The sequence below is a fragment of the Marinomonas sp. ef1 genome (genome assembly GCF_002806845.1).
Taxonomy (GTDB): domain Bacteria; phylum Pseudomonadota; class Gammaproteobacteria; order Pseudomonadales; family Marinomonadaceae; genus Marinomonas; species Marinomonas polaris.
The window spans coordinates 432,566-454,205 of record NZ_NHTT01000002.1; the positions used below are offsets into that span (position 1 = coordinate 432,566).

The 21,640-nt window shown below is 40.2% G+C and carries 23 protein-coding genes; 18 read left to right on the forward strand and 5 right to left on the reverse strand.

From position 1 onward, the window contains the following. Positions 1–43 precede the first annotated feature (43 nt). From CCS02_RS04430 to CCS02_RS04455, 6 genes are all read left to right on the forward strand, one after another. Complete coding sequence (locus CCS02_RS04430) at positions 44–979, forward strand: chemotaxis protein CheV (protein WP_100185826.1); 936 nt, start codon at positions 44–46, stop codon at positions 977–979. A 123-nt stretch (positions 980–1,102) separates the two neighbouring features. Then, positions 1,103–1,891 carry a sulfite exporter TauE/SafE family protein gene (locus CCS02_RS04435; protein WP_232728821.1) on the forward strand — a complete coding sequence of 263 codons (789 nt, stop codon included), beginning with the start codon at positions 1,103–1,105 and terminating at the stop codon, positions 1,889–1,891. Between the two features lie 181 nt (positions 1,892–2,072). Then, positions 2,073–3,065 (forward strand): ferrochelatase, encoded by a 993-nt coding sequence (hemH, locus tag CCS02_RS04440; RefSeq protein ID WP_100185828.1) that lies wholly within the window; start codon positions 2,073–2,075, stop codon positions 3,063–3,065. 1 nt (position 3,066) lies between these two features. Continuing rightward, entirely contained in the window at positions 3,067–3,804 is a 738-nt protein-coding gene (locus tag CCS02_RS04445) for an HAD family hydrolase (RefSeq protein WP_100635926.1), read from the forward strand. After that, a complete protein-coding gene (locus CCS02_RS04450; RefSeq protein ID WP_100185830.1) occupies positions 3,801–4,172 on the forward strand; it encodes a hypothetical protein in 372 nt (123 codons plus the stop codon). Before CCS02_RS04445 ends, CCS02_RS04450 begins: the two co-directional genes overlap by 4 nt. A gap of 3 nt (positions 4,173–4,175) precedes the next feature. Further along, complete coding sequence (locus tag CCS02_RS04455) at positions 4,176–4,691, forward strand: DNA topoisomerase family protein (protein WP_100635927.1); 516 nt, start codon at positions 4,176–4,178, stop codon at positions 4,689–4,691. A gap of 22 nt (positions 4,692–4,713) precedes the next feature. Here CCS02_RS04455 and CCS02_RS04460 read toward each other — a convergent pair whose 3' ends face one another. Continuing rightward, positions 4,714–5,595 carry a TIGR01777 family oxidoreductase gene (locus tag CCS02_RS04460; RefSeq protein ID WP_100635928.1) on the reverse strand — a complete coding sequence of 294 codons (882 nt, stop codon included), beginning with the start codon at positions 5,593–5,595 and terminating at the stop codon, positions 4,714–4,716. A 167-nt stretch (positions 5,596–5,762) separates the two neighbouring features. Here CCS02_RS04460 and CCS02_RS04465 point away from each other — a divergent pair, with 167 nt between their 5' ends. From CCS02_RS04465 to CCS02_RS04495, 7 genes are read left to right on the forward strand one after another with little or no spacing between them, the layout of a single operon-like run. Further along, positions 5,763–6,170: a sirohydrochlorin chelatase gene (locus CCS02_RS04465; protein ID WP_084122259.1), complete on the forward strand. Its 408-nt coding sequence runs from the start codon at positions 5,763–5,765 to the stop codon at positions 6,168–6,170. A 39-nt stretch (positions 6,171–6,209) separates the two neighbouring features. Beyond that, entirely contained in the window at positions 6,210–7,601 is a 1,392-nt protein-coding gene (locus CCS02_RS04470; RefSeq protein WP_072839045.1) for a Wadjet anti-phage system protein JetA family protein, read from the forward strand. After that, on the forward strand, positions 7,601–8,248 hold the full coding sequence (locus tag CCS02_RS04475) for a DUF4194 domain-containing protein (RefSeq protein WP_100635929.1): 648 nt from the start codon (positions 7,601–7,603) through the stop codon (positions 8,246–8,248). The genes CCS02_RS04470 and CCS02_RS04475 overlap by 1 nt, the downstream gene beginning before the upstream one ends. A gap of 9 nt (positions 8,249–8,257) precedes the next feature. Then, positions 8,258–11,674: an SbcC/MukB-like Walker B domain-containing protein gene (locus CCS02_RS04480; protein WP_100635930.1), complete on the forward strand. Its 3,417-nt coding sequence runs from the start codon at positions 8,258–8,260 to the stop codon at positions 11,672–11,674. A gap of 11 nt (positions 11,675–11,685) precedes the next feature. After that, positions 11,686–12,000 (forward strand): BolA family protein, encoded by a 315-nt coding sequence (locus tag CCS02_RS04485; protein ID WP_084122285.1) that lies wholly within the window; start codon positions 11,686–11,688, stop codon positions 11,998–12,000. 18 nt (positions 12,001–12,018) lie between these two features. Then, complete coding sequence (locus CCS02_RS04490; RefSeq protein ID WP_072839042.1) at positions 12,019–12,321, forward strand: STAS domain-containing protein; 303 nt, start codon at positions 12,019–12,021, stop codon at positions 12,319–12,321. Between the two features lie 11 nt (positions 12,322–12,332). Next, positions 12,333–13,481, forward strand: coding sequence for a fused response regulator/phosphatase (locus tag CCS02_RS04495; protein ID WP_100635931.1), 1,149 nt, complete (start codon positions 12,333–12,335; stop codon positions 13,479–13,481). 28 nt (positions 13,482–13,509) lie between these two features. On the opposite strand, the gene CCS02_RS04500 is transcribed toward CCS02_RS04495, so the two are convergent. Then, positions 13,510–14,154, reverse strand: a complete 645-nt coding sequence (locus tag CCS02_RS04500; RefSeq protein ID WP_100185836.1) for a YecA/YgfB family protein — start codon at positions 14,152–14,154, stop codon at positions 13,510–13,512. A 96-nt stretch (positions 14,155–14,250) separates the two neighbouring features. Between CCS02_RS04500 and CCS02_RS04505 the strand changes: the two genes are divergently transcribed. From CCS02_RS04505 to CCS02_RS04520, 4 genes are all read left to right on the forward strand, one after another. Further along, the gene (locus CCS02_RS04505) at positions 14,251–16,017 is read left to right on the forward strand and encodes a RecQ family ATP-dependent DNA helicase (protein WP_100635932.1); all 1,767 of its coding nucleotides are present in this window, start codon (positions 14,251–14,253) and stop codon (positions 16,015–16,017) included. A gap of 35 nt (positions 16,018–16,052) precedes the next feature. Then, positions 16,053–16,532 (forward strand): SprT family zinc-dependent metalloprotease, encoded by a 480-nt coding sequence (locus CCS02_RS04510; protein ID WP_232728816.1) that lies wholly within the window; start codon positions 16,053–16,055, stop codon positions 16,530–16,532. A gap of 119 nt (positions 16,533–16,651) precedes the next feature. Beyond that, positions 16,652–17,491, forward strand: coding sequence for a tRNA 2-thiocytidine(32) synthetase TtcA (gene ttcA, locus CCS02_RS04515; RefSeq protein WP_100185839.1), 840 nt, complete (start codon positions 16,652–16,654; stop codon positions 17,489–17,491). Positions 17,492–17,501: 10 nt separating this feature from the next. Next, a complete protein-coding gene (locus CCS02_RS04520) occupies positions 17,502–18,065 on the forward strand; it encodes a YfaZ family outer membrane protein (protein ID WP_072839036.1) in 564 nt (187 codons plus the stop codon). A gap of 70 nt (positions 18,066–18,135) precedes the next feature. Here the strand turns inward: CCS02_RS04520 and CCS02_RS04525 are convergent, their stop codons facing one another. The 3 genes from CCS02_RS04525 to hemN are packed head-to-tail and all read right to left on the reverse strand — an operon-like array spanning position 18,136 to position 20,856. Continuing rightward, a complete protein-coding gene (locus tag CCS02_RS04525) occupies positions 18,136–18,678 on the reverse strand; it encodes an adenine phosphoribosyltransferase (protein ID WP_100635933.1) in 543 nt (180 codons plus the stop codon). Positions 18,679–18,702: 24 nt separating this feature from the next. Continuing rightward, positions 18,703–19,464 carry a fumarate/nitrate reduction transcriptional regulator Fnr gene (gene fnr / locus CCS02_RS04530; RefSeq protein ID WP_072839034.1) on the reverse strand — a complete coding sequence of 254 codons (762 nt, stop codon included), beginning with the start codon at positions 19,462–19,464 and terminating at the stop codon, positions 18,703–18,705. A 21-nt stretch (positions 19,465–19,485) separates the two neighbouring features. Further along, the gene (gene hemN / locus CCS02_RS04535; RefSeq protein WP_072839033.1) at positions 19,486–20,856 is read right to left on the reverse strand and encodes an oxygen-independent coproporphyrinogen III oxidase; all 1,371 of its coding nucleotides are present in this window, start codon (positions 20,854–20,856) and stop codon (positions 19,486–19,488) included. Positions 20,857–20,898: 42 nt separating this feature from the next. Between hemN and CCS02_RS04540 the strand changes: the two genes are divergently transcribed. Beyond that, positions 20,899–21,639 (forward strand): alpha/beta family hydrolase, encoded by a 741-nt coding sequence (locus tag CCS02_RS04540; RefSeq protein WP_232728817.1) that lies wholly within the window; start codon positions 20,899–20,901, stop codon positions 21,637–21,639. The last annotated feature ends 1 nt before the right edge of the window (position 21,640 follow it).

The following is a 21,640-nucleotide window of genomic DNA, read 5'->3' on the forward strand; positions in this document are numbered from 1 at the left end:
ATAATGGATTAATGCCTTAATTTAAAAATGTTTGGAGTAATATATGGCAAGCATGTTAGACGCTGTAGACCAAAGAACCAAGTTAGTGGGTGAAAACCGCTTGGAACTTTTAATGTTCCGCCTTGGTGGAATGCAAATGTTTGCAATAAACGTTTTTAAAGTTCAAGAGGTGGTCATGCTGCCTAAGTTGAACTTGATGCCACATAGACATCCATCCGTGGCTGGCGTCACACATTTTCGAGGCAGAACGGTTCCTGTTATCGATCTCTCCGAATCTATTGGCATGAGACCGATTGACCGTACTCAGCCATGTAACTTAATTGTGACTGAATACAATAATACTGTTCAAGGATTTATGGTTGGTGAAGTTGATCGAATCATCAATATGAATTGGAATGAAATCTTACCACCACCAGATGGTACTGGGCGTCAACATTACTTAACAGCGATAACTCGAGTTAATGACCGCATTGTTGAAATTATCGATGTTGAGAAGGTTTTGGCTGAAATCTCACCTTATGACACCACTGTCAGTGATAACATTATAGATAAAGATCTGTTGACATTAGCCAAAGGCTTAGAAGTACTGGTTGTGGACGATTCATCTGTTGGTTTAGCGCAATGTCGCTCAACATTAGATTTTATGGGTATAACTGTTCATGAGGCTACAGATGGTAAACGTGGTCTTGAAAAGCTAAAGAAATGGGCTGATGAGGGTGAAATTGTTCCAGAAAAATTATTAATGATGATCACAGATGCAGAAATGCCGGAGATGGATGGTTATCGCTTAACTCGTGAAGTGCGTGAAGATCCAAGGCTTAAAGATCTATATATCGTTTTACATACGTCTCTTAGCGGTAGTTTTAACAAAGCCATGGTGCAAAAAGTTGGCTGTGATGATTTCTTGTCGAAATTTCAACCAGACAAGCTAGCATCTTTGATTCAAGAAAGAATTCGTAGCGTTGTTAATCAAGACTGATATAGAAAGACTACTGATTAATAATGATTTAATAAAGCATACAAAAAAGCAGACCTATGTCTGCTTTTTTGTTGTCTTTCTCCATGGCTAGGAGGGGTGTTTTATCTTATGCCAAGTATTGAAATGTTTTTTTTATTGTTCTTTATTGGTGCAGCAACAGGTTCAATAGCTTCCGTTATTAAAATAGCGCCTGCACTTATTGCCATTCCCGCCTTATACTTTTTTTTGCCTGTGTTTAATTTGTCTTTTGAACTTCTCATGCTTCCAGCAATTGCTACTTGCATCACAGCGTTTATCCCAGCTCATCTTTATGCTTGGATAATTTCTATGAAAAAGGGAGAGGTTGATTCACAGCAGCTGATCAACTTCGCTCCAGGTATTGCTATGGGCGGTGTAATAGGCGCACAAATACTGTCTCTTAGTAGCTTGTTTGTCTTCAAAATTGCTTTCTCGTTAATAGCCCTCATCGCTGTTACAAACGTTTTCTTTCTAGCTAGGCCAGAAAAAATATATGTAGCGCAAGTAGGGAAAACATGGAATTTACCCATTGGCCTAATTATTGGTGTATTGTCTCTTATGGCTGGCAATTGTGGCCATGCACTAGGCTGTTTGCTATGTAGTTTTAAGAAAGTCGAGGCAAAACTGCAGCAAGGCACATCGAATGGTTTTGTTGTTTTTGCCTCTATTGCAGCAATGATCGGCTTCATTTACCCCGCTCAAACGTTTGACCATATTGGATTATCTGGTTTTGCTGGTGCAGTACATTTACCTTCAATGATTATTTTGTCGTGTAGTCATTTGTTTTTTTATTGGCTGTGCCATAATCGAGGTAATGAGCTGGATAAAAGCGTCTTATCGATCAGCTTCGTTGTATTTATTGCTTTTTCTGTCCTTCGCCTATGGATCTCATGACGTATTTTTCCGTGTGGGATGTTAATTTGTGGTACCTAGTTCAAAAAATAAAACTGACACAAAACGTCTATTCAGATACGAAACTAAACAATATCAAGCTTTAATTAGCTTGGTTTTTTCATTATTGGCCCCAATTTATTGGCTTATAATAGAGTAAGAATTCCAACTCAAAAGGTATAGCATGAAAAACACGAGCGACTATGGCGTATTGATGATGAACTTGGGGACACCAGATGCTCCACAGACACCTGAAGTCCGCCGTTTCCTTAGAGAGTTTCTTTCTGATTCTCGTGTTGTAGATTTAAGCCCATTAATTTGGAAGCCGATTCTTAATCTTATTATTCTCACCATACGCCCACCAAAAGTAGCTAAGATTTATCAACAAGTTTGGATGGATGAAGGTTCACCTCTTCTAGTGTTAAGCGAAAGATTAAAAGAAAAGGTAAAAGAAGCTTTATCGGAAAAAACAGGTCAAACAGTTCCTGTTGAACTGGCAATGACTTATGGCAATCCAAGTGTTGAGTCGGCAGCAAATAAATTAAGAGAGCAGGGTGTCAAAAATATAATTGTTGTTCCTATGTACCCTCAATTTTCGGCTACGACCACTGCAGCGGCTTATGATAGATTAATGAATTCGCTAAAGAGTTGCCCTCATTGGCCATCACTACAACTGCTTCACGATTATGCTGATCATCCCATGTACATCAAGGCGCTATCTAATTCGGTTCGTGCGCAATGGGACAAGCAGGGGGAAAGACGTCATCTTGTTTTGTCTTACCACGGCATTCCAAAACGTTACGTTACAAATGGCGACCCTTATGCGCGTCGATGCGAAACAACCAGTCGACTGGTTGCGGAGGAGTTGGAATTGGGGGATCACGAGTGGACACATGTTTATCAGTCTAGATTCGGTCGCGAAGAATGGTTGAAGCCTTACGCTGATGCCACACTGAAAGCTTTACCTTCGATGGGGGTGAAAAAAATTAACATTATCAGTCCCGCTTTTTCAATCGACTGCATTGAGACTCTAGAAGAAGTCACTCTAGAGCTGGGTGATGAGTTTAAGAACAATGGTGGTTTAGCGTTTGACTACATTCCTGCGTTAAACGATACACCAGATCAAGTAGCTTTATATGTTAATTTGATTGAGCAAAATACTAAGCAGTGGACGTAAAATGACGTTAAACAGTTCACAGATTCAAGCAATTGCTTTTGATGCAGACGATACACTCTGGAGAAATGAGGATATTTTTATTCATGCTCAGGATGAGTTTATTAATTTACTATTGCCATATCATGATGAAAGCTACGTTCGTTCCCATCTAGGTGAAGTGCAGATTAATAATTTAGAACATTTTGGTTATGGTATAAAAGGCTTCACTTTATCTATGATCGAAACCGCTATTGAGCTAACTGAAGGTCGCATCACTGGCAACGAAATACATGAAATTATACAGCTTGCTAAATGTATGCTGGCTTCACCAGTGGAGCTGTTACCGAATGTAGAGAGCGTTCTTTCTCAACTAAAAGGACGGTTTCGTTTATTGGTTATTACTAAAGGCGACCTACTTGATCAAGAAAGCAAACTGGCAAGATCAGGTGTTGCCGATTATTTCGATGCCATTGAAATAGTAAGTGATAAAACTTCCGCAGCTTACCAACAAATACTTCAACGCCATAAGATTTCTGCAGAACATTTCCTAATGGTTGGTAACTCATTAAAATCCGACATCTTGCCCGTTTTAGATCTCGGTGCCCAAGCGCTTCATGTTCCTTATCACACCACTTGGGACCATGAGAAAGTTGCAGACGAGACACTATTGCATTACCCGCAACTGGGAACTCTCAGTGATTTAGCTCAAGTTACTGATTGGTTAAATCTTTCGACTACTATGGACAAAAAGGCAGTATGATGAAATATATAAAGGCAATTGTTTGCTCACTCATTCTTGTTTCTACATTAGCTCAAGCAGAAGAAAGTACACTTGATAAGGCAAAAGAAGGGGCTCAAAAGTTATGGGAGAAAACCAAAACAACAACGTCTGAAATAGCCGATACCACCGCAGAAAAAGCATCTGAATTTGGTGAGAAGGCATCAGAGCTTAGCAGTAAAGCATCTAAAAATGCTAAAGAAACCGGCACAGTAGTTTGGGATAAAATGAAAGAGGCAGGAACAGCAACAGCTGAGGGTGCAAGAAAAGGTGCCTCAAAAATCCGCAGCCTAGCAGGCCAAGAAGATTGTGAAAAATACAGTACGTCTTGCAGTAAAAATAAAGAGTAACCTGTGCAGGAAAAAGACAACAACTCTCCAGCAACATCCTCTAGCAACTGGGAACAAGAGTTCCTAGATCAGAGCGATGATGCTCATATTAAATCTGCTAAAATTCGCTATCGTTGTCCAAAATGCGAGAGTTTATTGGTTTTAAAAGAAGGCGCCAATGGCGCATTCTGGGGCTGTGAATCTTATCCTGTCTGTAACTACACAGCGAATAATGAAAACGGTAAGCCAGTCAGAGCAAAGCGCTACCTTTGTCCAGCTTGCCAGTCTCCACTAAGAAGAAAGACTTTTAAGGATAATGCCTTTTGGGGCTGCTCAAATTATCCAGAATGCAAAGTTACCGTAGAAGATGATAATGGCGTTCCTTCAAGTACCAAAAAATACCCTTGCCGCGCTTGCGGACACTATCTTGTCAGAAAAAAAAGTAAAAATGGGTACTTTTGGGGCTGTATTACTTATCCTGTGTGCACCAATACTCTAAATGATGATAAAGGCTTACCGATATTGAAAAAGAAACGCTGACAGTTTTAAGTACATTATCCACTCAATGTTGCTTACCAATATCAGTTAACGCATTATCGATATTATCAAATTGAAATTCAAAGCCTTGTTTTTCTAACTTTTGAGGAACAACCTTCGCACCTTCGGTTAATAACGAGGCCATTTCTCCAAAAACAAGATCAAGCGGCCACCTAGGTGTCGGTAAAATAGCAGGGCGCTTTAATGACGCCGCGTATGATTTCGCAAAATGTTTTTGCTCAATCAGTTGTGGAGCTACTAAGTTATAAATCCCTGTGTAGGACACATCGAACATAGCATTTGTAATGGCTTTAATCACATCAGCTATGTGCACCCACGAAAACCATTGTTTGCCGCCAGCGATAGGACCTCCTAATCCACACAAAAATGGTAGGCGCATTTTCTCTAGCGCTCCACCAATCCCTAGCACAACTCCTAATCGAAATATCACCACCCTTGTATCATCATTCGAGAAAGCTTTTGCTGAATTTTCCCAAGCTGCGCAGAGATCATGGGAGAATCCCGATTTTGGTGGTGTGTTTTCATAAAAAACTTCATTTCTTGCTACACCATAATAACCAACTGCTGACATTGAAATGACCGTCTTAGGTGGATATTTCAAAGCTTCCTTGACTTTATTTGTCAGATTTATTCGACTTTCAAATAGAACTTCTTTGCGCTTTTTAGTCCATGGCTTACTGGCAATGTTTTCACCGGCAAGATTGATAAAAACATCTATTTTTTCTTCTAATTCCGCTAACGATGCCAATGTTAATTGTCTAACTCTAGCATCTAGCCGGTTATCCACTTTTCTCACAAAGGCATAGATTTTATGATTGTCTTTTAATAGTGCGGCGAGCAAAGATTGACCAATAAACCCTGTCGCTCCAGATAATAGAATATTCATTTCATCGTGCTCCATGTGTTGCGATAATGATTGTATTACGCATAAAAAATGAAATAGGATCAATAACTTCCTAAATCTAACTCATAATCTACTTTTTGCCCGATTTGATCAGAAGATTTTAAGGTTTTTTGCTCTGCACCTTCTTTTTCTGACATAGGATGGCTAAAATGGGGAATCGAGAAACATTAGGTATCAAAATGCTACGCAAAGAATACGATCACATCATTCTTCTTGCACATGGAAGCCCTGATCCCCTTTGGAAACTGCCCTTCGAATCGCTCTATCATCAAGTGGCACAAACATATGGTGAAGGCAATGTAAGTTTGGCTTATATGGAACTTACGTCTCCATCTTTAGAAGACGTTGTAGGCATGCTAGGCGCAGAGACTCGTAACGTTGCTGTGTTGCCACTGTTTTTAGCAGTCGGACGTCATTTAAGACATGATGTACCTGCGCAAATAGCTACATTGCAAAAAGACGATTTACACATAGAGTTGCTACCTCCAATTGGAGATGATGCGCTAGTAAAACAGGCCATGCAAACTGTTGTTGCTAATCATTTAGGTAAGGTTTAAACATGCCATTAGTTTTCGTTAATTCATGGAGCCCGATGAATGCTATTTAGACACTTACCTGATGAAATATTTCAGGCATTAAGCGGCTCTAATAGAGCATTGATTGAAGCGGTATTGAATGATCTTGCTGATGTTTTTTATGATCACGCAGAAGATCCAATAAAAGACAAATCTACCATCATAGAATCGATAGAAGACACACTGCATAAGTTAGATACGCTTGCTTGGCATGATGACCAAAAAGAACCCTTTGATTCGCCGAAAACCATTCACGATTATGCCTTAAGAATCTACCATCGCTTAGTGAATACTGGTTGGCTAGTAGAGGAGCAGGAGCTGTATCGGGTCAGCGTATTGATGACTCCACAAATTTCCATGTTACTTCGTTCTCTAGTCGAAATCAGCCGACACGGTAAACGCAACTACGGTGCAACCGTATTAAGTATTCTTAGTAACTTAGAGTCTGTTGCCAAACATCCCGTAGAACGTGGCGTAACATTACGCCAATCAGCGGAAGCTTCTAGAGATTTCTCGGCACATTTAAACCAGATATTGCTTGGCATACGCAGTCTACAGCGGGAGTTGTTTGCAAGCCGAGATCCTAAAGCTATTGTAGCAGGCTTCTTTGATTTATTTGTCGAAGGTATATTGATTGCCGACTATAAAACTATCAAAACAAGTAACAACCCATTTCGCTTTAGACGCCAGATTCTTGAATTAACGCAAGAATTTTTGAGTAATCCAGAAACCATGGGGCAGGTTGCTCAGTGCTATGTTGATCAGCAGCTGATTACTATGGCTGAAGCACAAGCCATGGTAGAAAAAGATTGCCGTGACATCATTCAAACCTTTAGCAACATCGAACAACGCTTAGAGCGTATTGATGAATATCGCTATCGTTTAGAAAAACGTGCGGCCGACACGGCTCGCTACATGGACAGTTCTAGACCGGGTATGGCGAACAAAGTGGCTGGCATCATTACTGATGTGGCGAAATATGACAAGTTGCCAATTTTAAAAGAAGTTATTGGTTCACGTTTTATTGGCATGGCTTCAGCGGCACAACCAACAAAACGTCGTGAGCCACCACCACCTCGTGTCATGACGCCTTCAGAAGTGTCTGCTGACGCAATCAGAATGCGCGATCAGCAGCGCCGCTTCCATGAAGCTCGACAAGTTACTATTCCAAAAATGCAGAGTTATTTAGATAAGCAGATCGCTTCTGGAGATAGTAAGCATATTTTGGATTTCACCATCGAATCGGTAGAGGACTTTGTGTGCTTTGACCATTTACGTTATGTCGGCTCTCTCGGCGTGAGCGCTAAAAAAATAGAAGATTTATTTGAAGTACAGTTTACTAATCAGTATTTGGATGTGCATAACTTCGTTGAATGTCGCGAATTTACTGTCGTACGTAGGAGCAAAGCGTAATGCTTAGAGAATTAAAAAAAGTCGTTGAAGAGTCCGGCAAAGACGCTCAAGAATTCCAACAGACAGCAAACTTTGTAATTGCAAATCAATTTGCTAGCGCCTACAAACATGGTCAGCGGAAACATTATTTGCTTTTAGAGTCTTATCAGGACTACTTCGATAACTTATTCGACGCGTTAGGTATGAAGCTTTACATCAACGAGAATGAACGTCTTGCCGGTGTTTTACCCATCCAGAAAGAAGCATTTGTCCGTTTGAAAACTGATGAAACGCTATTTTTATTGGTTCTTCGCCAAATTTATGAAGAAAAAATAGAAAATTTTGAAGTTGATAATGGCTTTGTCGCAACCAATACTCACACCATTTTAGACAGATTTGTTCAGCTGGTTAAACGTGAAATTCCAAATGAAACACGCTTCAAAGACATCTTAGCTTTGTTCAGCCGTCATGGGATTGTCATTCGCGGCAAATCTTATGAGGAAGACAGCAAGAATCAAATGATCAACATTACTCCGGTAGTAAGATTGATCGTAACCGAGGCGTATCTAAGACAGTTAGAATCTTTCAATGGCACCGATCCAGGTGAAGATGAAATTGCTGATTCAGATGCTGAAACAGAAACAACGCAAGAAACCAATCAAGACTAGGGCCAAAATATGAAAAAGTTAAATCGAATCGTATTAGTAAATTGGTACCTACTTGGTGCAGAAGAAATTAATATTCGAGGTAATACTGCGATTATCGGACCTACAGGTTCTGGTAAATCGTCTTTACTTGATGCTATTCAAACCGTATTGACAGGTGCCAGCAAACGTCACCTTAACTACAACGCCAGTGCAAACGATGGTAAAGCCAGTGGCCGTAGCATTCGTTCTTACATATTGGGGATGATAGACTCAGGTCAAGCCAACTCAAAAGCCTTTGGAACACAACCAAGACAGGATGCAACAAGTTATCTCGCATTGGTTTTCGAAGACAGCATTACAGGTAAAGAATCAACTGTAGGTTTAGCATTAAGTGCATCCTTAGCGTCTCCTGAAGAAGATGTGCTTGGGCGTTTTGTACTTTCAAACTTTGGCGCCAGAAAATCAGATTTTATTGACGCGATGGAAGGCAAGAGCTACAAGGCTAAACCTTGGATTGAAGTACGCGAAACGATGAAAAAAGTCTGCCTAGACCCTTACATTAAATCAGGCAGCGCATCAGCAACTCAATATATCAACCGCTATCTTGAAGAGCTAAGCCCAAGCCCAGATCACTTGATCACACTGGACAGTTTCCTTAAAAACTTCAAAAACGCTTTAAAATTTGTACCGATTGCCTCTCCAACACGCTTTGTGCAAGATTTCGTCTTGGCAGAAGCGCCACTGCAAGTTGGTGCTTACCAAAAGTCTCTGCATGAGTATCGTCACTTAGAAGCTAAAACTCTTGAAGTCTCTAAGCGTATTGATGATTTAAAACTTATTCAGCAAGACTGTGAGAAAAAGCATCAGCAAGAACAAAGCGCAATCAATTATCAATGGATAGCAACCGAAGCACGTTTCGATGAGCTGGGTAGCAAACAAGATGATATTCAAGACCAATACGAGCTGCAAAAAGAGCGCGAAGAAGAGATTGAAGAGGAGCTAGCAACTCAAGGTAGCCTATTAAAGCAACTGCAAGGGCAGCTACTTCGTTTCGAGCAACAGTATGAGCACTCTGATGTTGGTTTGAAGCTTCAGCAATTAGAGCAAAATAAGAAATTGCTCACTCTGCAAGGTCAACAAGATCAAAAAGCCATACTGCAAGTTCGTCAATTAACCTTATTATTATCGGCGCTTAACTCTTTTGAAGATTTGCTCTCAAAAGAAACCAACGCCTTAGTGAAAGAATTTGCTGCATTCAATGGCTTGATCACGGAAGAAGGACGAGTAGAAGGCAACCTGAAACCATTAACTCAGAAGCTTATTGCTCTTAATGAGATTTTAGACAGAGAGAAATCTCAGGTTTTTGGCCAGCGTTCAGAGCTAAACCGTACGATCCTGAATTTAAAAGATGAGTGCAAACAACTAGAATCGGATGTCTCTTCTTTGAAAGGCGGCGTTAGCCCACTCTCCCAAAATACAAAACGTCTAATTGCTTTATTAAAAGACGCTAATATTACTGCTACACCATTGAGTCATTTATCCGAAGTGACCGACAGAAAATGGCAAGATGCTATTGAAGGTTATCTTGGGGCTCAGCGTGAAGCATTAATTGTTGAACCTGAAGACGCAGAAGAGTCCATTCGTATATTCCGTGCTCATCGACGTCAATTAATGGGATGTCGAGTTATCGATACGACGCAAACACGACTTTGGTTAAACCGTGGCGACAACAATTCTGCATTGCGTTTCATTCGCTGTAATAATGATCATGCTCAAGCTTATCTAAATCGTCGTTTGGGTGGCATCAAGCCTGTAGATACAGAACGAGAATTGCTGCGCGAAGACAGTGCCATGACAGCAGATGGCATGTTAAAACTTGCTGGAACCATTTCGACTATTCGCTTTGTGCCGCACATGATGGTCGGTATCAATACCGAAGGCATGCGTGAGTCTCGCGAAAAACAACTTGCAAGCCTAAGTGGCGAGCTGATGAATTTCCTTAAGGTGGATCAACGTCTTGAGCAGGCTGATTCCTTGTTAGGTCGCGTTATGGCCAACAATCAATTTGATGCAGAAAGTATTGGTAATGCCAGCCATACCGTTACGCGTTTAACTCAAGAATTAGAATCGGTTGATGCTGAAATCTCACAATTGCAAAAGCATGACGATACAGAACTACAAGAACGCATCGAAGAGCTTAAATTGCGCATTGCAAATGTCGAACTGGATCAGAAAAAATTAGATCGTGAGCGTCAACAAATTGCTGAGCAGTTTGGCGCATTGAATACGCAAAAGAGTCAGCTAAGCTCTGCATTGTCGGCTCTTGATGAAGAGCGCAATCGCCTGACATCTAATCCAAAATACGATGCCGAATTTGCAAGCGAACGTTACGCTTTATTAGAAGGCAGTATGGTAAATGGCGCGGCTATTTATAAAGAGGCTATTAGTCGAGCAGACAAAGCCAGCGAAAAAGCTCGCAGCTTTGATCAAAAGGTTCGTAAAGAAGTTGCGGATCATTATGGCAAATATCATCATGCGAATTTAGACAACGATGTACAATTGGATTACTTGGAATCTAAGTTTGAAGAGTTCGAGCACTATGTTTCTTATCAAATCGATATTTTGAGTGAAACAGAGTTGGCGAAATACGCCAAGCGTGCAGAATTGGCTCGTAAAGAAGCAGAAGAAACATTCCGTTCAGACTATGTGTCTAAATTGAAAGACTCCCTTGATCAAGTTGCGCACATTATTCGTGAGCTTAACCACAGCTTGAAGCGTCGCCCATTTAACCAGGAAATCTATCAATTCCGCTATTATCCAAATGGCGATATGAAAGACATTCTAGATCTTGTTGAGCGCTTTAGTGCGCAAGATCAAGCCAATGTAGGCGGATTATTCGATCCACATTTAAGTAATGATCCTGATCATATTCGTGCTATTGCGTCTATTCAGGAACTTATATCTGATGATGAAAAACAACAAGATCTTGCTGACTACCGTAAATTCTATAACTTCGAAGTAGATATTTTAGACGCGGAAGGAAATAAGAAAACTACGCTGAGCCAGCGCATTCAAACGGGTTCAGGTGGTGAGCACCAAATCCCGTTCTATTTGGCGATTGCTGCTGCCTTATCTACTACCTATCGCTTACATGAAACCATGGAAGGCGAGATCGTTGGTGGTTTCTCATTGGCTATGTTCGATGAAGCTTTCAATAAAATAGATATGGTGAAGACATCTACGTGTATGGGGTTCATGAAAGACATCGGCTTACAGGTTATCGCAGCAGCGCCAGACGATAAACGCGCTGTAATGGCTGCCAATATGGATACGATTATTAGCGTATGGCGTGAAGGCGGAGCGGTATCTATTGACGTAGCTTACCCGAAAGAAAAGGGCCAAGTTTTACTAAATGGGCAATCGGACAACTTAGCAACTCTGGCATGATAGAGAATGACATGATCATACAAAATCAGATAGACCAACGTATCAATGAAAAATTGGATGTACATCATATGACGCTCGAAAACGAGAGTTATATGCATAATGTACCAGCAGGAAGCGAGTCACATTTTAAGTTGGTTCTAGTGAGTGATGCTTTCGAAGGTAAGAGACTAGTTCAGCGTCATCAGCTTGTTTATGGAGTACTGCAAGACGAGATGACAAAGATTCACGCTCTTGCTATGCATCTATACTCAATTAAAGAGTGGAGTGAGCGCAACGCGCTTGCTCCTTCATCGCCAAAATGCCACGGAGGCGAGCAGGGCGAATAACCCTAACTCGGTCAGCTAATGAGTATTTCAATCACTGTTAATGATGTCAAAGATATAGCTACAATCACTATTGTTGGAAGTTTTGATTTCTCTTTATTTAATGAGTTTAGGGCAGGCTACTCTGATCTTAATAAACCTTATAAAACCTACGTGGTTGATATGAGCATGGTCGAGTATTTAGATAGCGCTGCTCTTGGTATGCTGTTAAGTATGCGCAATGCCATTGAGGCAGACTGTAACATTCAATTAACCGGTGCTAATGCCTTTATTAAAAACATCCTCATGATCTCTCGTTTTGATAAACGCTTTGATATTCAGTAAAGGCTAGAAAGATGAAATTATTATGCGTAGACAGTGAACCAGTTTATCGCGAAATTATTTCTTTATGCGCAGAGAAAGAAGGCGTGAAAGTCAAAAGTGTAGCCAGTTACGAAGAGGCTATTCTTGCATTTGAAAACTACGCTCCCGATATAGTTACTCTTGATGTGATTGTAAAAGGTGGTAGTGGCTATAATTTAGTCCAAAAACTTAAAGCCTTGTCAGGCAGCCGTTTTGTTCCGATGATTTTTCTTGCTTCTCATACAGCTGATTCAGTAATGGATAAGTGTTTTAAAGCAGGCGCGGATGACTTCATTCCCAAGCCATTTAATGAGGTGCTTTTCAATATTCGACTTAAAACGCACATGCGTCATGTCGAGCTAATGAAAGAAATGTATCGAAAAAACAAAGCGCTGACTTACTATCAAACGATGATAGAGCGAGAGCATGAAATGGCTCATCATGTACTTGATCATATTCAAACTCGAAGTGAAAAAAACTCTGAACAAGTCGCCATTACTAGGTTATCTGCCGCCAGCTTTAATGGGGACTTAGCCTTAGTCAAAACTCGCGCAGATGCTGCCCGTCTTGTTTTTGTAGGAGATTTTACGGGACATGGCTTGCCAGCTTCGATTGGCGCTTTACCCGTCATGCAAACATTCTTTGATGCTGTTGATGATTTGGTCTGTGTAAATGAGTTAGCAGTTCGGATTAATCGAATACTGTTCAGTATATTGCCCGATTATATGTTTTGTGCAGGCTATCTCATTCTTATGACACAAGAAGGTGAAATCACTTATTGGGGTGGAGGAATGCCTAATGCTTTTATTAGGCGCTCCAATAGCTCAGTGGACTATTTACAGTCCAATCATATGCCGCTTGGCATTCTTTCTGCCACTGAGTTCGAAGCAGACTTACAAAGCAATAAGTTAAACGCGGGAGACACGTTGATTATTGTATCTGATGGAGTTTTAGAACTTAAAAATTGTCACGAAGAAATGCTTGGAGATAATAAGGTCAAGACCCTTATATCGAACGCTTATGCTGAAAAAAGCCTAATTACTGCGCAACAAATCATAGAGCAGCAACTTGCTGAGTATTTAGGTGAATCAGAGCAACTAGATGATATTACTCTCGTTGCTCTTAGGAGTCCTTGTTTGTAATGGCAAAGTTACAAACAAGTCGCTTCAATTAAGACCTTTTACTACCTTTCTTCTTGTTGTTATTGCCTTTCGCTTTAGGTTGAACCTTTGGAAATGGTCGCTTTTCAGGTTCCGTACGCAGTACTAAAAACAAATCTGTAACCACTTCTGGAATCTGAGCAATACATGAATTGGTTAACTTTTCGCTTTCGCGAATTTGAACAACTTCTTCATCATCAAACAAATCAGACGCAACCATGATTGGTAATAACAACTCGGCAACGACTTCTTCTTTCTCCGGTTCAAACCAATGACTCTCTGTCATGAACACACCTTCCATAAAACCGGTAGCCCATTCCTGCAATTCACTTAGTTCTTCTGGTGACGAGGCCATTTCAAGTTCGCAAGGCACCATAAATCCATCTTCCGACTCTAACTCTTTTTGAATGTCGATAAAAAGGCGTGAGAGGTACTGAAGTATTTGCTTCTCTTGTTTTTCATTTTCAAATTGCGGAGTGTCTTCAAAAATAACAGGCAGCCACTTATCTTCGGCTGTCAGAACAGGACAAATAGACAGTGCCGTTAAGAAGCCATGAGCCATAACAAAGTTCTGACATTCCTCATGAACTTGATCCGACTCCAAAAAATTTTCTAACGTCTCTAACTCAAGATCATCAAGAGGTTGGTGTGCCATGCAAATGTTTCCCTAATACAAATTAAGTGACTGATTCTAGCGAAAAGAAGGCGAAAAATCGATGCAGAAAGTATCGTGTTAAGGGATAATTCGCAAATGAATCTAAAGAAGCACACACTTTCACGTCTAGGCTACTCAGAATATCGTCCTTTGCAAGAACAGGCGATCGATGCTTTATGCGCAGGACGTGACGTTTTACTAGCTGCACCAACTGGTGGCGGGAAATCTTTGGCATACCAAGCTGCTGGACTTATGCGAAATGGTGTTGCTGTCATTGTTAGTCCTTTGCTATCGCTTATGTCACAGCAAGTAGAAGAATTAAACAAAAAAGGCATACGAGCCAAGTTTCTTAACTCTACTTTGAATCCTGGCGAACAAGATGATCTCATTTGGGCATTGCGGCATCAGCATATTGACTTGCTTTACTTATCACCAGAAAAGCTTGTTCAACCTTCGGTCATAGGCTTTTTACACAGCTTTGAAATTTCGTTATTTGCCATTGACGAAGCTCATTGTATTTCTCAGTGGGGAAATTTTTTTAGGCCAGAATACAGTCAACTTGGCCAGCTAAAATCTTCATTCCCCGACGTTCCTATTATTGCTCTTACTGGCACCGTCGATCAAAAAACCATGCTGACGATTCAAGAGTCGTTGCAACTTCAAAATTGCCTGCTGCTACGCAATAGTTTTGATCGTACCAATATCAAGATTCAGATAGCGCAAAAAAGAAAAGCCAAACAGCAGATTTTGTACTTTCTGCATCATGAAGTTCCAGGCGAAACAGGCATTATTTATTGCCGCTCTCGGAAAAAAACTGAAGAGCTAGCAGGGTGGTTGAGCAAACTTGGCTTACCTAGTTTAAGTTATCACGCAGCTATGTTGGAGGAAGACAAACAAAAGAATCACAAGATCTTTGCTGAGCAGCAGGGCACCATAATGGTGGCAACCACTGCTTATGGTATGGGTATTGATATTGCTCATGTACGATTTGTTGTTCATTTAGACTTGCCAAGCAGTCCTGAGTCTTATTTTCAAGAAGTCGGGCGAGCAGGACGTGATGGAAAACCGGCGAAGTCTTTGTTGCTATATGGTTTGCAGGATATGCTTCAAGCACAACAACTGGCAGCACTGCAGCCTTTGGCGGCAGAAAGAGAAATACAACATTTAGGCAGTTTGTTTCGTATTTTAGAAGGACGTGGCTGTAGACGACAAAATTTGCTATCACATTTTGATGAGAGCATCCCTGCTTGCCAACATTGTGATCGCTGTCTTTCAAACAAATCTGAACAGAATATGACGACTGCTAGTCAGAAGCTTTTATCGCTGATTTATCACACAAAAGGACTTCAGCCTTTTTCGCTACTTATCCAAATTTTACTTGGGAAGAAAACCAAAGTAGTTTCGGCCGTTGGGGCAGAGTCGTTACCATTATTTGGCAAAGGCAAAGAGTTAAGTGAAGTGCAATGGAAATCAGTTATAAGGCATTTAATTGCCTACGATTATATTACGCTTGGAGTACATAGTGTTTTTGCCGTACATATCAACGAGAAATCACGGAGTGTACTTCAAGGAAAAACACAAATAATCATTCCTAGTGAGCATTATTACCCGGTCCTTCAAGAAGAGCATCTTGCAATAGACGGCATAAATTGGCATAAAATATTGGCTTGGAAGTATAGCTACGGCAAACTGGACTTAAGTGATACCCAACTTAGGTTAATTTGCTTGCATAAGCCAAACTCTATTGCTTCATTGAGTCGCTTAACTGGTTTATCAAAAGAAAAAGTGGCTGATTTTGCTGAGTCGCTCATTAAAATCATTCATGAGGTAGATTTAAAAGAGAAAGCTACATTATGCCCTTAACCTCTCGACAGACGAGCTTAAACTACGACGAAGATGTGTTGAGCATCATTATTGAAAAAGCCGATCATTGCTTTGATAAAGCTGATGCGTTTTTTGGTAATAAATTTAAACGCTCGTCATGTAATTTAAAGCAAAGAGGCAGGGCTGCAGGTACCGCACATCTGCAAAAAAATGAACTGAGGTTTAACCATTTCATGTATCAACAAAGCCCGGCTGAATTCTTAAACACCGTTGTTCCACATGAAGTTGCTCATATCATTGTATTTCAAATCTACGGTAACACGGTGAAACCTCATGGCAAAGAGTGGCAAGCTGTTATGCTTAAGGTATATGGCATCCGACCAAATCGAACACATACCTTTGATGTTCCTCCACAAAAGCAAGCCTTTGAATACCACTGCTCCTGCCAAAAACATCAATTTACTAAACAGCGTCACACCAGAGCTCAGCGCGGTGTTGAATACATCTGCAAAGGTTGTCGCTCAACATTACAATTTATAAGCAAAGATAACTGATAACCTATATAAACAGTGAGAAAGTGATTTTTTATACACTTTTGCCTTATATTATCCATTTTTGATGCGGTAGCTTCATGCTTATAGTAATATAGTCGCGTTTTGTTTACAGCGTATATATGATGGATTTATCTACTCGACCTAAAGAAAAGTTAGAGCTGAACAAGCTCCAAAAACGCCTTCGCAGATTAACCGGCCAAGCTATTGCTGACTTCAATATGATTGAAGAAGGTGACAAAGTGATGGTGTGTTTATCTGGAGGCAAAGACTCTTACACTATGCTTGAAATTTTGCGGAACCTTCAGGCTAGCGCACCTATAAATTTTAGTATTGTTGCTGTGAATCTAGATCAGAAGCAACCTGGCTTTCCTGAGCATATCTTACCTGCTTATCTGGAAGAGCTAGGTGTGGATTTTCATATTTTAGAACGCGATACTTACAGCATCGTAAAAGAAATTGTGCCTGAGGGGAAAACCACTTGTGGCTTATGCTCTCGTTTGCGCCGTGGTTCCTTATACGGTTTTGCTGAGGAAATTGGAGCGACTAAAATCGCACTTGGCCATCACAGAGATGATATTCTTGAAACATTATTCTTGAATATGTTTTTTGGTGGTAAGTTAAAGTCTATGCCACCAAAATTGCTAAGCGATGATGGTAAACATATCGTTATCCGTCCTCTTGCTTACTGCAAAGAAGAAGATATTGAAGCCTTCTCTGTGATGAAGGAATATCCTATTATCCCTTGTAACCTTTGTGGCTCTCAAGAGAATTTACAAAGACAAGTCGTAAAAGACATGTTACAAAAGTGGGAAAAAGAATTTCCTGGTAGAACGGAAACCATGTTTTCTGCTATTCAAAATGTCGTTCCATCGCATTTGGCAGACACAAAACTATTCGACTTTAAAGGGTTAAAACAGTCGCCCGCGGCCTTTGACCGATTAAATATTATTTCATTATAGGATAATAGAAATGAACCTAACGCATAAAGCTCTATTGTTAACCGTCGGTATTTTAGGGTCTTCTATCGTCAATGCATCATCCGCTGGAGTTAGTCTAACGAATGATACAGTAAAAGGTGATATTAACTTGAATATGGGAGCGTTCGGCGTTAATGGCGGCGTTACTCATAATGATGACAAAAATACCTCTACTGCACATATAGGTGTCACTGTTGAAGACTCAGATACTAGTGGACCGCTTCAAGCAGGTATTGGTATTAGACTATATGCTATCGATGCAGATTTAGACAAGAAGGACGACTTATCTGTTGCGCTTGCTTTAGGTGGTTGGTACCGATACACCTTACCAGAAGCGAATCGAGTTAGTATCTATGGCTCTGTGTATTACTCACCACAAGTATTATCCATCTCCAATTTAGATCATATGTACACTTATGAATTTCGTGCTGAATACATGACTATGCGCAATGCACGTGCGTTTATTCGATATGGCAAAACAGTAACTGTATATGAAGATGATTCTCGTAAAGAAATTGACAAAGGTCTTTCTATTGGTGCAACAGTAGACTTTTAATAACAGTAAATATTTTTTTGAAAATAAAAAGGTGGCTTATGCCACCTTTTTATTTGTTAACATTCGAGCATTATTCACCATCATAAGCGCAAAGGCTAAAAACAGGTACTTCACTGTCTCTTAGTTTTTGACTTCCGCCTAGATCGGGCAAATCTATAATAGCTGCCACTTCTTTTATATTCGCACCTTGGCTGGTCAATAGTTTAATTGCGGCAAATAGGGTACCGCCAGTCGCTATCAAATCATCAAATAACAATACTTCATCGCCTGCTTTCACTGCGCCTTCTTGGATCTCCAATTCCGCTTCACCGTATTCCAAAGCGTATTTTTGTGAAATGGTTTTTCCTGGAAGCTTGCCCTTTTTACGCACTAAGATAAGCGGCTTTTGCAGTTCATAGGCTAAAACAGCAGCAATTAAAAAGCCTCGAGCATCAATGCAGGCAATATGAGTGATATCTGTTGCAATGTAGCGATGCACATAAGCATCAACAACCATTCTCATGCCTTTAGGGTCACTAAAAATGGGAGTAATGTCTCGAAAGCTTATACCTTGTTTTGGCCAGTCTTCTATTGTTTGTATTAGGGATTTAACGTAAAAATCGTCGTAAAGCATGCCTGTTGGGCCTCATCATATCAATCAAATGCGGGCGATTTTACCACAATCACTAGCAACCCCAACGAGTTTTTGCATTTCAGGGAAGTCGATTATTTCTATTTCCTTGCCATCAACATGTATTAACTCATTTTTTTGAAAACGAGTGATGACACGACTAACAGTTTCAACGGCCAATCCAAGGTAGTTACCAATTTCACCACGCGACATAGATAAACGAAAAGAGCTCGCTGAATAACCACGCTTTTTGAATCGATTAGATAGATTCAAAAGGAAAGAAGCAACTTTCTCATCAGCATTCTTTTTCCCTAACAATACCATCATCTGTTGGTCGTCGGATATTTTACGGCTCATCACCTTAAATATCTGATGCTTCAAAGAAGGGATATGAGAAGACAGCTCTTCAAGATGACTAAATGGAATCTCGCACACTGTTGTTGTTTCCAGTGCCTTTGCAGAAACAGGGTAGACGTTTGAATCAATCCCGCTTAAACCGACTAATTCACTGGGGCAATAAAAGCCTGTAATTTGCTCTTCGCCGACGGACGTAATATTGAATGTTTTTAAAGTGCCAGAGCGTACAGCATAAACTGAATCAAACGCTTCACCTTGGCGAAACAAAAACTCGCCCTTTTTTAGTGGTTTCTTACGCTCTATTATTTGATCTAATTTATTAATATCTTCATCAGCTAATGCTATTGGAAGGCAAAGGGCGCTTAAGCTACAGTTCTGGCATTGCGAAGTAAGCGTACTGTTGAATCGTGACTGTGTGTGTGTCAATGACATGTGAATCTCCCTGATCTCGATCTATATAACTTTAGAGTATTTTATGGCGCCGTTGAGATATTTATCAAAAACCATACAAATACAGCGAATTAATAATCTACCGCGCTCTGTAACTTTAATAGTGGTCTGCATTCCACTACGATCAATATCTAACATACCATCTTTAGTCATGGGAGTTAGATTTTCCATCTCTTCAAAAAAGTACTCGAAGAAGCGAATATTATATTTTTGCTCAATAATGGCAGTGTTCAACTCAAATTGAGAAATTAGCGTCATTATAACTTGATGTCGAATTCTGTCATCTAGATCACTAATATACCCTTTAGCTATAGCTAATTGACCTTTCTCAATACTACTCCTATAAATTGATAAGTCAGTATGGTTCTGGATATAAACACCATTTAAATCACTAATAGCAGAAACGCCAAATGCGACCAAATCTGTGCCAGCATGTGTTGTATAGCCCTGAAAGTTACGCTGTAGCTTGCCTTGTTTTTGAGCTATCGCCAAGCTATCAGTTGATTTTGCAAAATGGTCCATGCCGATATATTCATAACCAGCAGCTATCAAATACTCAATACTCATTTTCAACAAATCAAGTTTCATACTTGATACGGGCAAACTATCATCTGAAATCCGCCTTTGAGCACGGAATCGATCAGGTAAATGAGCGTAATTGAACAGCGAAATTCGCTCTGGTGATAATTCAATCACTTGCGCCAAAGTCTCTCTAAAGCCTTCTATAGATTGATATGGCAAGCCATAAATAAGATCAAAATTAATTGACTTAATGTCTAATTCGCGAGCATCTTTTACAAGATCTGCAACCATTTTAACGGGTTGAACACGATGGATGGCCTCTTGTACCTTGATGTCAAAGTCTTGCACACCAATACTAATTCGGTTAATTCCCTTTTCAGTTAATAACTTCAGCTTAGATCGACTTATTTCTCTAGGATCTATTTCAATGCTGTAATCTTGCGTTCCGTCATTAATTAAATTGAAGTGTTGCTGAATATTATCAAATAGCACCTCAATTAATTCTTCGGTCAAAAAAGTAGGGGTGCCACCACCAAAATGTAACTGCGTAACTTCTCTTGAGTGATCAAGCATAAGGCTGCGTAATCTCATTTCTTCGCCGAGTAGTTCAACGTATTCGGCGCCTTTATCGTACTGCTTAGTCACAATCTTATTACAGGCGCAGTAGTAACAAAGGTGAGCGCAAAACGGAATATGAAAATACAAACTAAGAGGCGCTTCGGAAGGCGTTAACATCTTATCAATAAGCGCAATTTTACTAATACTTGAGTCAAATTGCGGTGCCGTTGGGTAAGATGTATAACGAGGCCCAGATAGATCGTACTTAGCGATAAGTGAAGAATCCCAAATCATGATGTGTTCCTATTAAAATTTCTAATAGGAGTTTACACTTTAGTGAAAAGCTATTTGCTGACCCAGATCAAGGATTTTCATACTGCAACTAAAACCTTTCTCTATGTTGTTGGTAATAATGCATCTAGCAAGGTTCTAACCATCGATCTAATCTGGTCTAATAGCGTTTTTTTGAAAATTATGAACATGAATTCTCTCCCTTTATACCTCGCCCACGGTGCTGGTGCTGGTCACAATCACACCTTTTTAAAGCAACTTTGTGACGCAATATCCGAGCAAAGACAGCAAGCTACGATACCAGTAACTTTTTCATATATGCAAGAGCAAGAGCGTTTAGGAAAGAAAAGGCCACCACCTAGATTTAACACCCTTGTTCCTGAATTTGCTGAGCATATTGTGGATGAGAATAGCTGTATTGTTGCTGGAAAATCCATGGGAGGTCGAGTAGCTACACAACTAACACATCTACCCATGGTGAAAGCTGTAGTATGTTTCGGTTTTCCTTTCTACCCAGCCGGAAAGCCCGAAAAAAATAGATTATCGTTTCTTGCTGAACTCAAAGCACCATGTTTGATTATTCAAGGCACAAGAGATCAATTAGGTTCGTACGATTGGGTTAGTAAGCAAATATTACCTGACAATGTGAATATTCTTTGGATAGAAGGTGCGGACCATGACTTTAAAACGCTAAAAAAATACAATAAAAGTATAGAAGACACTGTTTTAGAAATAGCTATTCACACGAAAAACTGGCTAGAGAAGAATATCGAAACCGAAGCTTAAC

Excerpts from the sequence above, each read along its gene's own strand:
- hemN (WP_072839033.1), bottom strand. The coding sequence starts at position 20,856 with ATGATTTGGGATTCTTCACTTATCGCTAAGTACGATCTATCTGGGCCT.
- CCS02_RS04480 (WP_100635930.1), top strand. The coding sequence starts at position 8,258 with ATGAAAAAGTTAAATCGAATCGTATTAGTAAATTGGTACCTACTTGGT.
- CCS02_RS04435 (WP_232728821.1), top strand. The coding sequence starts at position 1,103 with ATGTTTTTTTTATTGTTCTTTATTGGTGCAGCAACAGGTTCAATAGCT.
- CCS02_RS04430 (WP_100185826.1), top strand. The coding sequence starts at position 44 with ATGGCAAGCATGTTAGACGCTGTAGACCAAAGAACCAAGTTAGTGGGT.
- CCS02_RS04495 (WP_100635931.1), top strand. The coding sequence starts at position 12,333 with ATGAAATTATTATGCGTAGACAGTGAACCAGTTTATCGCGAAATTATT.
- ttcA (WP_100185839.1), top strand. The coding sequence starts at position 16,652 with ATGATGGATTTATCTACTCGACCTAAAGAAAAGTTAGAGCTGAACAAG.
- CCS02_RS04485 (WP_084122285.1), top strand. The coding sequence starts at position 11,686 with ATGATCATACAAAATCAGATAGACCAACGTATCAATGAAAAATTGGAT.
- CCS02_RS04445 (WP_100635926.1), top strand. The coding sequence starts at position 3,067 with ATGACGTTAAACAGTTCACAGATTCAAGCAATTGCTTTTGATGCAGAC.
- CCS02_RS04470 (WP_072839045.1), top strand. The coding sequence starts at position 6,210 with ATGCTATTTAGACACTTACCTGATGAAATATTTCAGGCATTAAGCGGC.
- CCS02_RS04490 (WP_072839042.1), top strand. The coding sequence starts at position 12,019 with ATGAGTATTTCAATCACTGTTAATGATGTCAAAGATATAGCTACAATC.
- CCS02_RS04520 (WP_072839036.1), top strand. The coding sequence starts at position 17,502 with ATGAACCTAACGCATAAAGCTCTATTGTTAACCGTCGGTATTTTAGGG.
- CCS02_RS04465 (WP_084122259.1), top strand. The coding sequence starts at position 5,763 with ATGGGGAATCGAGAAACATTAGGTATCAAAATGCTACGCAAAGAATAC.
- fnr (WP_072839034.1), bottom strand. The coding sequence starts at position 19,464 with ATGTCATTGACACACACACAGTCACGATTCAACAGTACGCTTACTTCG.
- CCS02_RS04505 (WP_100635932.1), top strand. The coding sequence starts at position 14,251 with ATGAATCTAAAGAAGCACACACTTTCACGTCTAGGCTACTCAGAATAT.
- CCS02_RS04525 (WP_100635933.1), bottom strand. The coding sequence starts at position 18,678 with ATGCTTTACGACGATTTTTACGTTAAATCCCTAATACAAACAATAGAA.
- hemH (WP_100185828.1), top strand. The coding sequence starts at position 2,073 with ATGAAAAACACGAGCGACTATGGCGTATTGATGATGAACTTGGGGACA.
- CCS02_RS04475 (WP_100635929.1), top strand. The coding sequence starts at position 7,601 with ATGCTTAGAGAATTAAAAAAAGTCGTTGAAGAGTCCGGCAAAGACGCT.
- CCS02_RS04450 (WP_100185830.1), top strand. The coding sequence starts at position 3,801 with ATGATGAAATATATAAAGGCAATTGTTTGCTCACTCATTCTTGTTTCT.
- CCS02_RS04500 (WP_100185836.1), bottom strand. The coding sequence starts at position 14,154 with ATGGCACACCAACCTCTTGATGATCTTGAGTTAGAGACGTTAGAAAAT.
- CCS02_RS04460 (WP_100635928.1), bottom strand. The coding sequence starts at position 5,595 with ATGAATATTCTATTATCTGGAGCGACAGGGTTTATTGGTCAATCTTTG.